The organism is Mycobacterium sp. NGS11 (assembly GCF_059813315.1).
Genome location: NZ_JCALEJ010000003.1, coordinates 367,509 through 381,448, shown reverse-complemented (window position 1 = coordinate 381,448; position 13,940 = coordinate 367,509). Strand labels below are relative to the sequence as shown.

Annotated in this window: 12 protein-coding genes; 10 read left to right on the top strand and 2 right to left on the bottom strand. The window is 67.9% G+C overall.

Annotated elements, in window-relative coordinates; all coding sequences use genetic code 11:
- Nucleotides 1–21 precede the first annotated feature (21 nt).
- The 5 genes from AC5Y4T_RS06790 (at nt 22) to AC5Y4T_RS06770 (ending at nt 4,315) form a co-directional block, all read left to right on the top strand.
- Nucleotides 22–1,404, top strand: a complete 1,383-nt coding sequence (locus tag AC5Y4T_RS06790; protein WP_499952495.1) for a PPE family protein — start codon at nt 22–24, stop codon at nt 1,402–1,404.
- A complete protein-coding gene (locus AC5Y4T_RS06785) occupies nt 1,401–1,718 on the top strand; it encodes a DUF732 domain-containing protein (RefSeq protein WP_499952480.1) in 318 nt (105 codons plus the stop codon). Before AC5Y4T_RS06790 ends, AC5Y4T_RS06785 begins: the two co-directional genes overlap by 4 nt.
- Before the next feature lie 121 nt (nt 1,719–1,839).
- Nucleotides 1,840–2,556, top strand: a complete 717-nt coding sequence (locus AC5Y4T_RS06780) for an MgtC/SapB family protein (protein ID WP_499916636.1) — start codon at nt 1,840–1,842, stop codon at nt 2,554–2,556.
- Nucleotides 2,557–2,595: 39 nt separating this feature from the next.
- Nucleotides 2,596–3,540, top strand: coding sequence for a sterol desaturase family protein (locus AC5Y4T_RS06775; RefSeq protein WP_499916634.1), 945 nt, complete (start codon nt 2,596–2,598; stop codon nt 3,538–3,540).
- Nucleotides 3,541–3,637: 97 nt separating this feature from the next.
- Nucleotides 3,638–4,315: an Rv1815 family serine proteinase gene (locus AC5Y4T_RS06770; RefSeq protein WP_499916632.1), complete on the top strand. Its 678-nt coding sequence runs from the start codon at nt 3,638–3,640 to the stop codon at nt 4,313–4,315.
- Nucleotides 4,316–4,321: 6 nt separating this feature from the next.
- On the opposite strand, the gene AC5Y4T_RS06765 is transcribed toward AC5Y4T_RS06770, so the two are convergent.
- A complete protein-coding gene (locus AC5Y4T_RS06765; RefSeq protein ID WP_499916630.1) occupies nt 4,322–4,777 on the bottom strand; it encodes a nitroreductase/quinone reductase family protein in 456 nt (151 codons plus the stop codon).
- A gap of 122 nt (nt 4,778–4,899) precedes the next feature.
- On the opposite strand from AC5Y4T_RS06765, the gene AC5Y4T_RS06760 reads away from it, so the two are divergent.
- The 3 genes from AC5Y4T_RS06760 to AC5Y4T_RS06750 all read left to right on the top strand — a co-directional run bounded on the left by AC5Y4T_RS06760 (nt 4,900) and on the right by AC5Y4T_RS06750 (nt 7,774).
- On the top strand, nt 4,900–5,583 hold the full coding sequence (locus AC5Y4T_RS06760) for a TetR/AcrR family transcriptional regulator (RefSeq protein WP_499916628.1): 684 nt from the start codon (nt 4,900–4,902) through the stop codon (nt 5,581–5,583).
- A gap of 135 nt (nt 5,584–5,718) precedes the next feature.
- Nucleotides 5,719–6,219, top strand: coding sequence for a VOC family protein (locus tag AC5Y4T_RS06755; RefSeq protein WP_499916626.1), 501 nt, complete (start codon nt 5,719–5,721; stop codon nt 6,217–6,219).
- A gap of 61 nt (nt 6,220–6,280) precedes the next feature.
- Complete coding sequence (locus tag AC5Y4T_RS06750) at nt 6,281–7,774, top strand: FAD-binding protein (protein WP_499916624.1); 1,494 nt, start codon at nt 6,281–6,283, stop codon at nt 7,772–7,774.
- A gap of 117 nt (nt 7,775–7,891) precedes the next feature.
- On the opposite strand, the gene bacA is transcribed toward AC5Y4T_RS06750, so the two are convergent.
- Nucleotides 7,892–9,811 carry a vitamin B12 ABC transporter pemease/ATP-binding protein BacA gene (gene bacA / locus AC5Y4T_RS06745; protein WP_499949476.1) on the bottom strand — a complete coding sequence of 640 codons (1,920 nt, stop codon included), beginning with the start codon at nt 9,809–9,811 and terminating at the stop codon, nt 7,892–7,894.
- 71 nt (nt 9,812–9,882) lie between these two features.
- Here bacA and AC5Y4T_RS06740 point away from each other — a divergent pair, with 71 nt between their 5' ends.
- Together AC5Y4T_RS06740 and secA2 are read left to right on the top strand one after the other, a co-directional pair.
- The gene (locus AC5Y4T_RS06740) at nt 9,883–11,526 is read left to right on the top strand and encodes an acetolactate synthase (RefSeq protein ID WP_499916620.1); all 1,644 of its coding nucleotides are present in this window, start codon (nt 9,883–9,885) and stop codon (nt 11,524–11,526) included.
- A 37-nt stretch (nt 11,527–11,563) separates the two neighbouring features.
- Nucleotides 11,564–13,894, top strand: a complete 2,331-nt coding sequence (secA2, locus tag AC5Y4T_RS06735; RefSeq protein WP_499952479.1) for an accessory Sec system translocase SecA2 — start codon at nt 11,564–11,566, stop codon at nt 13,892–13,894.
- Nucleotides 13,895–13,940 lie beyond the last annotated feature (46 nt).

The following is a 13,940-nucleotide window of genomic DNA, read 5'->3' as shown; positions in this document are numbered from 1 at the left end:
CGGCGCGGGGAGGGCATGACGATGAACTTCGCACTGCAGCCGCCCGAAATGATCTCGGGCCGGATGTACCTGGGCCCGGGGGCGGGACCGATGTTGACGGCCGCCGCCGCGTGGGACGCGCTGGCCGCCGAATTGCAGTCCGCGGCGGCGTCCTACCACACGATCGTCGAGGACCTGGCCAACGAGGCGTGGGCCGGCCCGTCGGCGCTCGCCATGGCCGCCGCGGCCGCGCCCTACGTGGCATGGCTGTCGGCGACCTCGGCGCAGGCCAAGAACGCGGGTGCCCAAGCCGCCGCGGCCGCCAATGCATACGAGAGCGCCTTCGCGGCGGTGGTGCCGCCGGCCGCGATCGCGACGAACCGCATACGGCTGGAAATGCTGTTGACCACCAATGCTTTCGGGCAGAACGCCGCCGCGATCGCCGCCACCGAGGCCGAGTACGGCGAAATGTGGGCGCAGGACGCCGCCGCGATGTTCGGTTACGCCGGTGCGTCTGCGGCCGCGACGCGACTGGCCCCCTTCGCCGAGCCGCCCCAGACCACCAATGCAACCGGAATCGCCGCCCAGTCGGCGGCGCTGGGCCAGGCCAGCGGTACCGGCGGCGCCGCGGCCGCGGCTCCGACGTCAGGCATCAGCGAGCTGCTCGAGGCCCTGGGCAACGCTTCCCGCGGTTACATGGAGTTCTGGGACGGGGTGCTCAACAGCATCACCGGTTCGCCGTTGGCCGGGGCGACGTGGCAGAACACCTTCGGGATCCTCGCCGACATCGGCCGGTTCAGCACGGTCGCGAACGACAGCATGAGCCCGATCAACCTCGCCATGACCGAGTTCAAGATGTTCTACAAGCTCCCGGTCGAGGGGTTGGACATCCCGAAATCCGCGCTGGGTGCCGGGCTCGGCGTGCGTTCCGCCGGCGCGGGCTTGACCAGCGCGGTATCGGCGGGCGTGGGCGAGGCGAACGTGGTGGGCAAGTTCTCGGTGCCGCCGACGTGGGCGTCGGCGACGCCGGCAATCCGGCTGGCCAGTAGCCTGCCGACCGCCAGTCTGGCCGCGGCCCCCTCGGCGGCGATCCCGGGAAGCCTGCTCGGTCAGATGGCGCTGGGAAGCCTGACCGGAGGCGCCGTCGGCGCCGTCACGCCGGAAGTCCTGGGCGGCAGAGGTGCCCGCGTCCGCGCCGGCGGTGCCGTAAAGGCCGCGGCGCCCGTCAAACTCGACGACGTGATCGCGAAGCTGCAAAAGCAGCCCGAAGCCGTGCAGCACTGGAATGTCGACAAGGCCGGACTCGACGCTCTACTCGACCGACTGTCGAAAAAGCCCGGCATCCATGCGGTGCACGTGTCCAGCCGAGACAAGCCCTCGGTGACCCTGCCCGACGCCCAGCATGGAAAGGCGGGGCCGGTATGAAGCGCCTAGTTGCGCTGCTCGGCGCTTTCGGCGTGAGCGGTTGCGCGGCGCTCGCGCACGCCGAGCCAGACGGCGACGACGCGGCGTTCCTGGCCAACCTCAGCAATTCCGGCATCACCTACAGCAGCCCCAGCCAAGTCATCGCTTCAGCCAAAGCCGTGTGCGGGTTAATGGGCAGGGGCGAAACGGGTTTGCAGGTTGTCAGTGACATCAAGGAGCAAAACCCCGGCATGACGATGGACGGCGCGGCCCAATTCGCGGCGCTCGCATCGAGCGCCTACTGCCCCCACCACCTGACGCCCAAAACCGGTTAGCCAGGTACTCGCCGTGCGCCGGGGATGCCCCCGACGCCGGCGGTTCGGTCGGGCTCCACCTGCCGTTAACCCACATTTGGTTAGCTCCCTTCGCCGTCTGCACCCGGGAAGGAGCGAGCCTTTGGAGACGCTGAGCGCCCTCGATTTCGTGCTCCGGCTGGGGGTCGGCGTGGGCTGCGGCGCGCTGATCGGCCTGGAACGGCAATGGCGCGCCCGGCGGGCCGGCCTGCGCACCAACGCGCTGGTCGCCGGCGGGGCGACGCTGTTCGTCCTCTACGCGGCGGCCACCTCCGACACCAGCCCCACCCGGGTCGCGTCCTACGTCGTGTCCGGCATCGGGTTCCTCGGCGGCGGGGTGATCCTGCGAGAGGGCGTCAACGTCCGGGGCCTCAACACCGCCGCCACCCTGTGGTGCTCCGCGGCGATCGGCGTGCTCGCGGCGTCCGGTCACCTGGTGTTCGCGCTCATCGGCACCGGCACCGTCATCGGCATCCATCTGCTGGGGCGCCCGCTGGGCCGGCTGATCGACCGCGACAACAGTGCCGAAGAAGACGAAAGCCTGTTGCCCTACCTCGTGCAGGTCGTCTGCCGCGCCAAACACGAGAAGTATGCGCGGGCCCAGATCGTCCAGCACGCCGGCAGCAACGACATCACGCTTCGCGGAATCCATACCGGCACCCCGGCCGGCGACGAGGTCACCCTGACCGCTCACCTGCTGATGAACGGCGACGCCCCGGCCCGTCTGGAGCGGTTGGTGGCCGAGCTGTCGCTGCTCCCGGGCGTCCGCGCCGTGCAGTGGTATGCCGGAGACGAAGCGCAGTCCGACGATCGGCGCTGAGGGCGAAAAGGCCCCCGGGCGCGTCGTAGTCTTACCGGTGTGAGTGCCATGTCCGGCTTCCTGTCCGCGCTGCCGCCGCAGATGCGCGATCCCGTGCTGTTCGCCATCCCGTTCTTCCTGCTGCTGTTGACCCTCGAATGGACCGCGGCCCGAAAGCTGGAACACCTGGCGGCCGAGGCCGCCGACCCGGCGCGACCGCCGTCGGGGGCGCACTTCGCCCGCGACTCGGTGGCCAGCATTTCGATGGGACTGGTGTCGGTCGCGACCACCGCCGGCTGGAAGACCCTGGCGCTGCTGGGCTACGCCGCGATCTACGCGTACCTGGCGCCCTGGCACCTATCGGCGACGCATTGGTACACCTGGGTGATCGCGATTCTCGGTGTGGACCTGCTGTATTACGCGTATCACCGGATCGCGCACCGGGTCCGATTGATCTGGGCGACGCACCAAGCCCACCACTCCAGTGAGTACTACAACTTCGCCACGGCGCTGCGCCAGAAGTGGAACAACAGCGGCGAGATTCTGATGTGGATCCCGTTGCCGCTGTTGGGAATTCCACCGTGGATGGTGTTCTTCAGCTTCTCCCTGAACTTGATCTACCAGTTCTGGATCCACACCGAGCGGATCGACAAGCTGCCGCGGCCATTCGAGTTCCTGTTCAATACGCCGTCGCATCACCGGGTGCACCACGGAATGGACAAGGAGTATCTCGACAAGAACTACGGCGGCATCTTCATCGTCTGGGACCGGCTATTCGGAACCTTCCAGGCCGAGCTGTTCCGGCCGCATTATGGCCTCACCAAACGCGTGGATACGTTCAACATCTGGACGTTGCAGACCCGGGAATACGTCGCGATCGCCCGCGACTGGCGATCCGCACGGCGCCTGCGTGACCGGTTGGGTTACGTGCTCGGCCCGCCCGGCTGGCTGCCGCGGGCGGCCCGCCAAACCGCTGCCACCAGCCCGGTCGTGACCTCGCTGTAACATTCGCGCAGGCCGTCGCGAAAAGCTGAGCGGGGAGGACGGCTACGCCGTAATCTCGGCCTCCCGTCGGTATCGGCCCGATGGATCGGAGTTCAGGGTGCATCGTCGTCTGGCAAGGCGCGCATTCGCGGCGTCGACAGCTGTCGCAGCGCTGGCCTCCTTGCTGCCAGGTGTGCCGGCGCATGCCGACGTCGTCGTGTACCCGGGCATGGAGATACGCCAGGGCAACCGCGTGTGCACGCTGGGATATGTCGATCCCGCCCTGAAGGTCGCCTTCACCGCGGGACACTGCCGGGGCGGCAGCGGAGTGGTGACCGACCGCGGCGGCGCGGTCATCGGCCAGATGGCGGCCTTCCGGGACAACACCCCGTCCGGAACTACCGTGTCCACGAGCCAGACGATCAGCGATTACGAAGCGATCGTGCTGGACAACAGCGTCATGGCGAACAACATCCTGCCGGGCGGTCGTCCGCTGCTCTCGGACCCGGGTCTCGCGCTCGCGCCGGGTCAGCCCGTCTGCCATTTCGGCGTGATCACCGGGGAAACCTGCGGGACGGTGGAGAGCGTGAACAACGGCTGGTTCACCATGTCGCACGGCGTGCAGAGCCACAACGGCGATTCGGGTGGACCGGTCTACCTGGCGCCCAGCGGAGGCCCCGGACAGCTCGTCGGAATCTTCAACAGCGTGTGGGGCGATTTTCCGGCCGCAGTGTCGTGGGGGGCCACGACCCAGGAGGCTCGCGAGGACTTGGGAGCGCGCGACAACGCGCATTAGGGGCGGTCAGCCCGCGGGGCCCGCCGGGGTCAGCACGAACACCGGAATCGACGGCGCGGCGGCGCGGAATTGCTCGATGGTGCTGTCCGGGGTCAACCCGGCGACATGACCCTTGACCTGCCAATACCACCTGGCCAGATAGCGCTGGAGCAACTCGGGCTTAGCCGCGTCGTCGAGCACGCCCGCCCGCATGCGCCGCCGCCGCCAGCGCGGACCCACCTCCACGACGGACGCGGCCCGGACATTGCGCGCCCACTGGGTGTTGCCGCGCGGGGATACCAGGTAGTCGACGCCGTCGACGGTCAGTAGGTTGACCACCACCGCGCGTTGCTTTCCCGTTTTGCGGCCGCGGACGCGCAGCGCCCGGGTTCCGGCGATGCTGATCCCCGCCTCGGCGAGCCAGCGGATGACCCCGTTCGCCGCGCGGGCGGCCCGGTTCGGTTTGTCGTATCGGGTGGACATGACGCGGCCCCTCAGCGAATCCTGGTCGAGCATTTGAGAGCGGTGCTCTCCTTTGTGAACACGCTGCCACAACCCGCCACGGAGGGCAAGAGCGGTGTTCTCGGTTGTGCCAGACTGACGGCGTGGGCAAACGCCAGGAATCGCGTGAGCAGATCGAGGCGCGCATCATCGAACTCGGTCGCCGCCAGCTGGTCGAGCGCGGCGCGGCCGGACTGTCGGTACGGGCCATCGCCCGCGACCTGGGCATGGTGTCGTCGGCGGTATACCGCTACGTGTCCAGCCGCGATGAACTGCTGACCTTGCTGCTGGTCGACGCCTATTCCGACCTCGCCGACACCGTGGATCGTGCCCGCGAGACAGTCGGGGACCTGTGGAGCGACGATGTCGTCGCCATCGCGCGGGCGGCCCGGGGATGGGCCATCGCGAACCCGGCCGGCTGGGCCCTGTTGTATGGCAGCCCCGTTCCCGGATATCACGCACCCCCAGAACGAACGGTCGCGGTGGGCACCCGGGTTGTTGCGGTGCTGTTCGACGCGGTGGCGGCCGGAATCGCCACAGGCGATATCCGGCTGACGAATGATCCTGCCCCCCAACCGATGTCGTCCGACTTCGAACGGATCCGCCACGAATTCGGGTTTCCCGGTGATGACCAGGTCCTGGCCAAGTGCTTCCTGCTGTGGGCGGGCGTGCTGGGCGCCATCAGCCTCGAGGTGTTCGGCCAATACGGCGCCGACACCCTGACCGATCCGGAATCCGTCTTCGAGGCCCAGCTGCGGCTGCTGGTCGACGTCCTGAGCCGGCATTGACGGCTTGCGATGGTCACGGGCAACCCAGAATTAGAACGTGTTCACCCGCCGACATCCCGGCCGTACGGGCTCGCCACGGCAAAGTCGGATAGGCCCTTTCTGGCGGGGGCCGTGACTGGACTATCCTGCGAGACGATGACGCTTCCCGTTCAATCACCGACGCAGATCGCCTGGGTCACCCCCGACCTCGATGCCACCGAAACGGCCCTCACCGGCCTGTTAGGCGTGCGGAAGTGGATTCGCATACCCGATGTGCACTTTGCTCCGGACGCGTGTAGCTACCATGGCCGGCCCGCCGACTTCTTTGCCAGCATCTCGCTGAGCTACCTCGGCGACATGCAATTGGAACTGATCGAACCGCTTCGCGGCGAGAACATCTATAGTGACTTTTTGGCCGATGGTGGCCCGGGTCTGCACCACATCTGCACGGAGGTCGAAAGCCCCGAGCACCTCGAAACGGCGGTGACCGAGGGCGCCGAGCAGGGCGCCACGGTCGTTCAGCGAGGCGTGATGCCCGGCGGCATCCAATTCGTCTACCTCTCAGCGCCGCAGGCGGGCGTGCCGTATCTCGAGCTCGCATACGTTTCGCCCGAGATGAGGGCGTTTTACGACTACATCAAACAGGAGCAGCGGTGAGTCCCGTCAGCGATGAGGCAGCGGGGGCACCCCAGGTTTGCGACGAGGAGGAGTGGCGCCAGTGAGCACGGAGATACCGGCAACAGTCAGTGCGGGCGAGGTGACCACGTGGTCGGATGACGTCGACGTCCTGGTGATCGGGTTTGGCATCGCGGGCGGTTGCGCTGCGGTCAGCGCCGCAGCCGCCGGCGCGCGGGTGCTGGTGCTCGAACGCGCCGCCGCCGCCGGCGGCACCACTTCGCTTGCGGGGGGCCACTTTTACCTCGGTGGCGGGACCGCGGTCCAGCAGGCGACGGGTCAAGAGGACTCGGTCGAGGAGATGTACAAGTATCTGGTCGAGGTGTCGCGCGAACCCGAGCTCGACAAGATCCGCGCCTACTGCGAGGGCAGCGTCGAGCACTTCAATTGGCTGGAAGACTTGGGTTTTCAGTTCGAGCGCAGCTACTACCCGGGCAAGGTCGTCGTCCCGCCGGGCACCGAGGGGCTCAGCTACACCGGCAATGAAAAGGTCTGGCCCTTCTGCGAGCGGGCCAAGCCGGCGCCGCGCGGTCACTCGGTGCCGGTGCCCGGCGAATTGGGCGGCGCCAGCATGGTTGTCGACCTGCTGCTCAAACGCGCCGACGCGCTGGGCGTGCAGATCCGCTACGAAACCGGGGCCACCAACCTGGTCCTGAACGACGACGGGGCGGTGGTCGGCGTCGCGTGGAAGCACTTCACCGACACCGGTGCGATCCGGGCCAAGTCGGTCATCATCGCGGCGGGCGGATTCGCGATGAACCCGGAGATGGTTGCCGAGCACACGCCAGCGCTGGGTCAGGAGCGACGCACCAAGCATCACGGCGTGGTGGCGCCCTACATCCTGGGCAACCCCAACGACGACGGTTTGGGCATCCGGATGGGCGTCTCGGCGGGCGGCGCGACCAAGAACATGGACGAGCTGTTCATCACCGCCGCGGCCTATCCGCCCGAGGTCTTGCTGACCGGTGTGATCGTCAACAAGGAGGGCCGGCGTTTTGTCACCGAGGACTCCTATCATTCGCGCACTTCTGCCTTCGTGCTGGAACAGCCCGACCAGACGGCATACCTGATCGTCGACGAGGCGCACACCGAGATGCCGGCCATGCCGCTGATCCGCTTCCTCGACGGCTACGAGACGGTCGCGGAAATGGAAGCCGCGCTTGGCATTCCGGCGGGCAACCTCGCGGCCACGCTGGATCGCTACAACAAGCACGCCGCTGCCGGTGAGGACCCGGACTTCCACAAGCAGCCGGAATTCCTTGCGCCACAGGACAACGGGCCCTGGGCCGTGTTCGATCTGTCGCTCGGACGGGCGATGTATTCGGGATTCACCATCGGCGGCCTGGCGGTGACGCTCGATGGCGAGGTGCAGCGCGCCGACGGCACCGTGGTGCCCGGTTTGTATGCCGCGGGCGCCTGCGCATCCAACCTCGCCCAGGACGGCAAGGGCTACGCGAGCGGAACGCAGCTGGGCGAAGGGTCGTTCTTCGGGCGCCGCGCCGGAGCGCACGCGGCCGCACGGGCCGGGGGAGCGTAGGCGCGCAACGGCACAGCGCCGGAGCGCACGCGGCCGCACGGGCCGGGGGAGCGTAGGCGCGCAACGGCACAGCGCCGGAGCGCACGCGGCCGCACGGGCCGGGGGAGCGCAGGCGCGCTAGACCTGCGCGGGTTCTTTGTCGACGGGGCCCAGCTGCCATGGGCCGCCGCCGAGCAGGTGCAGCTGCTGGGAGTGGTGCTGCTCGACGGTGGGCCGGTGGCTCACGCTGACCATGACGCACTCCGGCAGCTCGCCCCGAACCAATTGATACAGCGCGAATTCCAGGCCCTCATCCAGCGCGGAGGTGGCCTCGTCGAGGAAGACGGCCTTCGGTTTGGTGAGCAAGATGCGCGCGAAGGCGACCCGTTGCTGCTCGCCGGGGGAAAGCACCTTGGCCCAATCGTGCTCCTCGTCCAGCCGGTTGATCAGCGGTGCCAGGGCAACCTTGGTGAGCACGTCGTGCAGCTGCTCGTCGGACATGCCGTCCGGTGAGTTCGGATAGGCCACCACGGTGCGCAACGTACCGAGCGGCACATACGGCAACTGCGACAAGAACATCGTCTCGTTGTCACCATCCGGGCGGCACAGAGTTCCCGAGGCGTACGGCCACAGTTCGGCCAGGCTGCGCAGCAGCGTCGTCTTGCCCGCCCCCGAGCGGCCGGTGATCACCAGGGTGTCGCCCTGGTCGAGTTGGATGTCCAGGGAGTCGACCAACTGATCGCCCTCCGGCGTGCGCACCTCGATACCCCGAAGTTCGACGGCCGCCTCTTCACTGGGCTTGACGAGAATTGCCGGCAACGCGCGGCCCTTGCTGTTGGCGTCGACGAGGCCGTGCAGACGGATGATCGCCGCCCGGAAGGCCGCGAACGCGTCATAGTTGTTGCGAAAGAACGACAGTGAGTCGTTGATGTTGCCGAAAGCCTGAGCGGTCTGGGTGACATCGCCGAACGCGATCTCCCCGGCGAACAGGCGGGGCGCCTGAATCGCCAACGGCAGCGGAATGATCGTCTGCGTCGCCGACCAGTTCCATCCGTTGAAGATGATGGTCCGGCGGACGAACCTGCGGTAGTTGTCGATGACCGGCGTGAACCGCCGCCACAATTGGGTACGTTCGACGCGCTCACCGCGGTAGAAGCCCACCGCCTCCGCGGCGTCGCGCAACCGCACCAGGGCGTAGCGGAACGCGGCGTTGAGTTTCTCGTTGTTGAAGCTCAGCCAAATCAACGGGCGCCCAAGCCAAATCGCGACCACCGTCACGATCAACACATAGATCAGGACGGTCCAGAACATCGCACGCGGCACGGTCACTCCGAAAAGATCGAAGTCCCCGGACAAATTCCACAGGATCGCGGCGAACGAGATCACCGATGCCACCGCGTTGACGGCACCGAACAGCAGGGTGTTGGTCGTCCCGTTGGAGGGGATGTTCGGGGTGCCGCCCACTCCCGCGGTGAAGATGTCGACATCCTGTTGGATGCGCTGGTCGGGGTTGTCAATGGTGTTGTCGATGAACAGATCCCGGTAGTAGGCCCGGCCCGCGAGCCAGTCGTCGGTGAGATGGCCGGTCAGCCACATGCGCCAGGCGATGATGAACCGCTGCGTCAGGTAGATGTCGAGGATCACCCGGGCGATGAAGATGGCCGCCAGCAGGATGAAAATCCCGAGCGAGACCCAAAAATTGTGGATCCCGGACTGTTTGACCTCGTTGTTCCCCGTAGCGAGCCCTTTCAACGCCACCTGCAACGCCGTGTACATGTCGTTGCTCTGATAGCTGAACAGCACGTTGAGCCGGACCGAGAAGAGCACGAGCAGCAGCAGCACACCGAGCCCCAGCCACGCCTTGACGCTGGTCGGCCCGACGAAGTAGCCGCGCGTGATCCGCCAGAATTGGCGGCCCCACGGGGTCAGATACCTGGCGGCGACCAGCGCGGCCAGCAGACAGACGGCACCGATGACCCACGCGATGGCGAGCCACCGCAGGGAATCCTGAAATGCCGACGACCAATCGATGGACGGTTTGAACAGCTTCGAGTCCAATTTCGGCGTCTCCTTCTGCGGTCGGCACTTCCCCGCAAGCTACCCGAGCGGTTGTCGAATAGGCTGCGCAGATGAGCATCGACGCTCCGTCCAGCCAGACCGTACATGCCGGCCGACTCATCGCGCGCCGGCTCAAAGCCAGCGGCGTCGACACCGTCTTCACGCTATCGGGCGGTCACCTGTTCTCCGTCTACGACGGATGCCGCGACGAGGGCATCCGGCTGATCGACACGCGCCATGAGCAGACCGCGACGTTCGCCGCCGAGGGCTGGTCGAAAGTGACGAGATCGCCGGGCGTGGCCGCGCTGACCGCGGGGCCGGGCGTCACCAACGGGATGAGCGCGATGGCGGCGGCGCAGCAGAACGCCTCGCCGCTGGTGGTGCTGGGCGGCCGGGCCCCGGCGCAGCGCTGGGGCATGGGCTCGCTACAGGAGATCGACCACGTGCCGTTCGTGGCGCCGCTGGCCCGCTTCGCCGCCACCGCACAGTCGGCCGACGAGGCGGGGCGGCTCGTCGACGACGCGCTGCGCGCGGCGGTCGGTGCGCCGTCGGGCGTGGCTTTCGTGGATTTCCCGATGGACCACGCGTTTTCCATGTCCGACGATGACGGCCGGCCTGGCGTCCTCGTCGACCTGCCACCGGGGCCCGCACCCGACGGTGACTCGCTTAGCCGGGCGGCCGCCTTGCTGTCCGGGGCGAAGCGGCCGGTAATCATGGCGGGCACCAACGTCTGGTGGGGGCGCGGCGAAGCGGCCCTGCTGCGCCTCGCCGAAGAACTCCAGATCCCGGTGCTGATGAACGGCATGGCCCGCGGCGCGGTTCCCGCCGATCACCCGTTGGCGTTCTCCCGTGTTCGCGGAAAAGCGTTGGGGGAGGCCGACGTTGCGTTGATCGTCGGCGTTCCCATGGATTTCCGGCTCGGATTCGGCGCGGTGTTCGGCGCGCAGACAAAGCTCATCGTCGCGGACCGGGCCGAACCCGAACGGCGCCATCCGCGCCCGGTGGAGGCCGAGCTCTACGGCGACCTGTTGACGATTCTCGCGGCGCTGGCCCCGGCCACGGGGACCGACCATCAGGACTGGATCGGCGAACTGCGAACCGCCGAGACCGCGGCGCGCGCCAAGGAGCAGGCCGAGCTGGCCGACGACCGCAGTCCGCTACACCCGATGCGGGTGTATGCGGAACTGGCACCCATGCTGGATCGGGACGCGATCGTCGTCATCGACGCCGGTGATTTCGGGTCGTACGCCGGGCGGGTGATCGACAGCTATCGACCGGGTTGCTGGCTGGACAGCGGGCCCTTCGGGTGCCTGGGTTCGGGCCCCGGCTACGCACTGGCCGCCAAGCTGGCCTGCCCCGACCGCCAGGTGGTGTTGCTGCAGGGCGACGGCGCATTCGGTTTCAGCGGCATGGAATGGGACACCCTGGTTCGGCACAACGTGCCGGTGGTGTCCGTGGTCGGCAACAACGGCATCTGGGGTCTGGAAAAGCACCCCATGGAGGCTTTGTACGGCTATTCGGTGGTGGCGGAGCTGCGCCCGGGGACGCGTTACGACGAGGTGGCGCGGGCTCTGGGCGGCCACGGCGAACTGGTCGCCGCGCCCGGCGAGCTGCGGCCGGCGCTGGAACGCGCTTTCGGCAGCGGGCTGCCCGCCGTCGTCAATGTGCTCACCGATCCCGACGTCGCCTATCCACGCCGCTCCAACCTCGCGTGATGAATCCGCGCGGTGGGCCACCGCGTACCGTTGACCTGTGCCTAAGACGACCCGCGCTCAACCCGGCCGGCTGAGCAGCCGCTTTTGGAAGCTGCTCGGCGCCAGCACCGAAAAGGACCGCAGCCGCTCTCTCACCCAGGTCAACGACTCGTCGGAGTATGACGACGAGGCCGCCGGGCTGAGCGACGAGCAGCTACGCAAAGCGGCTGGGCTGCTCAACCTCGATGACCTGGCGAATTCCGACGACATCCCGCAGTTCCTTGCCATCGCCCGCGAGGCGGGCGAGCGGGCGAGCGGGTTGCGGCCGTTCGACGTTCAGCTGTTGGGCGCGTTGCGCATGCTGGCGGGCGACGTCATCGAGATGGCCACCGGCGAGGGCAAGACGCTGGCGGGCGCGATCGCCGCGGCCGGGTACGCGCTGGCCGGGCGGCACGTACACGTCGTGACCATCAACGACTACCTGGCCCGTCGTGACGCGGAATGGATGGGCCCCGTCATCGAGGCGATGGGTCTGACGGTCGGCTGGATCACCGCCGAGTCGACCAGCGACGAACGCCGGGCCGCCTACGGCTGCGACGTCACCTACGCCTCGGTCAACGAGATCGGCTTCGACGTGCTGCGCGATCAGCTGGTCACCGACGTCGCCGATCTGGTGTCGCCCAACCCCGACGTGGCCCTGATCGATGAGGCCGACTCGGTGCTGGTCGACGAGGCGCTGGTGCCGCTCGTGCTGGCCGGGACCACTCACCGGGAGACGCCGCGGCTGGAGATCATCGAGCTGGCCGGCCAGTTGGAGGCGGGCACCGACTACGACACCGACGCCGACAGCCGCAATGTCCACCTGACCGAGGTCGGCGCCCGCAAGGTCGAAAAGGCGCTCGGCGGGATCGACCTGTACTCCGAGGAACACGTCGTCACCACCCTGACCGAGATCAACGTCGCGCTGCACGCGCACGTGCTGCTGCAGCGCGACGTGCACTACATCGTCCGCGACGACGCGGTGCACCTGATCAATGCCGCGCGCGGGCGCATCGCGCAACTGCAGCGCTGGCCCGACGGTCTGCAGGCCGCCGTCGAGGCCAAGGAGGGCATCGAGACCACCGAAACGGGCGAGGTGCTGGACACCATCACCGTGCAGGCGCTGATCAACCGCTACACGACGGTGTGCGGCATGACGGGCACGGCGCTGGCCGCCGGTGAGCAGCTGCGCCAGTTCTACAAGCTCGGGGTGTCCCCAATTCCGCCGAATGAGCCCAACATTCGTGAAGACGAGTCCGACCGCGTCTACATCACCGCCGCGGCCAAGAACGACGCGATCGTCGCACACATCGCCGAGGTGAACGAGACCGGTCAGCCGGTGCTGGTGGGCACCCGCGACGTGGCCGAATCCGAGGAGCTGCACGAGCGGCTGCTGCGCCGCGGGGTACCCGCGGTGGTGCTGAACGCCAAAAACGACGCCGAAGAAGCCCAGGTGATCGCCGAGGCCGGCAAGTTCGGCGTCGTCACCGTCTCGACGCAGATGGCCGGGCGCGGTACCGACATCCGCCTCGGCGGCTCCGACGAAGCCGACCACGACCGGGTCGCCGAGCTGGGCGGGCTGCACGTCGTCGGGACCGAGCGGCACCACACCCAGCGTCTGGACAACCAGCTGCGTGGGCGCGCCGGGCGGCAGGGCGATCCGGGGTCGTCGGTGTTCTTCTCGAGTTGGGAAGACGACGTGGTGGCCGCCAACCTCGACCACAACAAGCTGCCGACGGACACCGACGAGGACGGCAAGATCGTCAGCCCCAAGGCGGCGGGCCTGCTCGACCACGCACAGCGGGTGGCGGAGGGCCGGATGCTGGATGTGCACGCGAACACCTGGCGCTACAACCAGTTGATCGCCCAGCAGCGCGCCATCATCGTCGATCGGCGTAATACGTTGCTGCGCACCCCAACCGCGCGTGAGGAACTCGCCGAGCTGGCGCCCAAGCGCTACAAGGAGCTGGCCGAGACCGACGGAATCTCCGAACAGCGCCTGGAGACGATCTGCCGGCAGATCATGCTCTATCACCTCGACCGCGGCTGGGCCGACCATCTGGCGTACCTGGCCGACATCCGGGAGAGCATCCACCTGCGGGCGCTGGGCCGGCAGAACCCGTTGGACGAGTTCCACCGGCTGGCGGTCGACGCGTTCGCGTCGCTGGCCGCGGACGCGATCGAGGCGGCCCAGCAGACGTTCGAAACCGCGAACGTGCTAGACGAAGAGCCCGGACTGGACCTGTCCAAGCTGGCGCGGCCGACGTCGACCTGGACCTACATGGTCAACGACAACCCGCTGTCGGACGACACGCTGTCCACCCTGAGCCTGCCCGGGGTCTTCCGCTGACGCCTGGTGCGCGCCCAGCCGCGCGCTCGCCGTTGGGCTAAGGTCA

Bases quoted from the DNA above. Each gene is read 5' to 3' on its own strand.
- AC5Y4T_RS06765 (WP_499916630.1), bottom strand. From the start codon at position 4,777: ATGTCCACCCGATACGACAAACCGAACCGGGCCGCCCGCGCGGCGAAC.
- AC5Y4T_RS06755 (WP_499916626.1), top strand. From the start codon at position 5,719: ATGACGCTTCCCGTTCAATCACCGACGCAGATCGCCTGGGTCACCCCC.
- AC5Y4T_RS06740 (WP_499916620.1), top strand. From the start codon at position 9,883: ATGAGCATCGACGCTCCGTCCAGCCAGACCGTACATGCCGGCCGACTC.
- AC5Y4T_RS06790 (WP_499952495.1), top strand. From the start codon at position 22: ATGAACTTCGCACTGCAGCCGCCCGAAATGATCTCGGGCCGGATGTAC.
- AC5Y4T_RS06785 (WP_499952480.1), top strand. From the start codon at position 1,401: ATGAAGCGCCTAGTTGCGCTGCTCGGCGCTTTCGGCGTGAGCGGTTGC.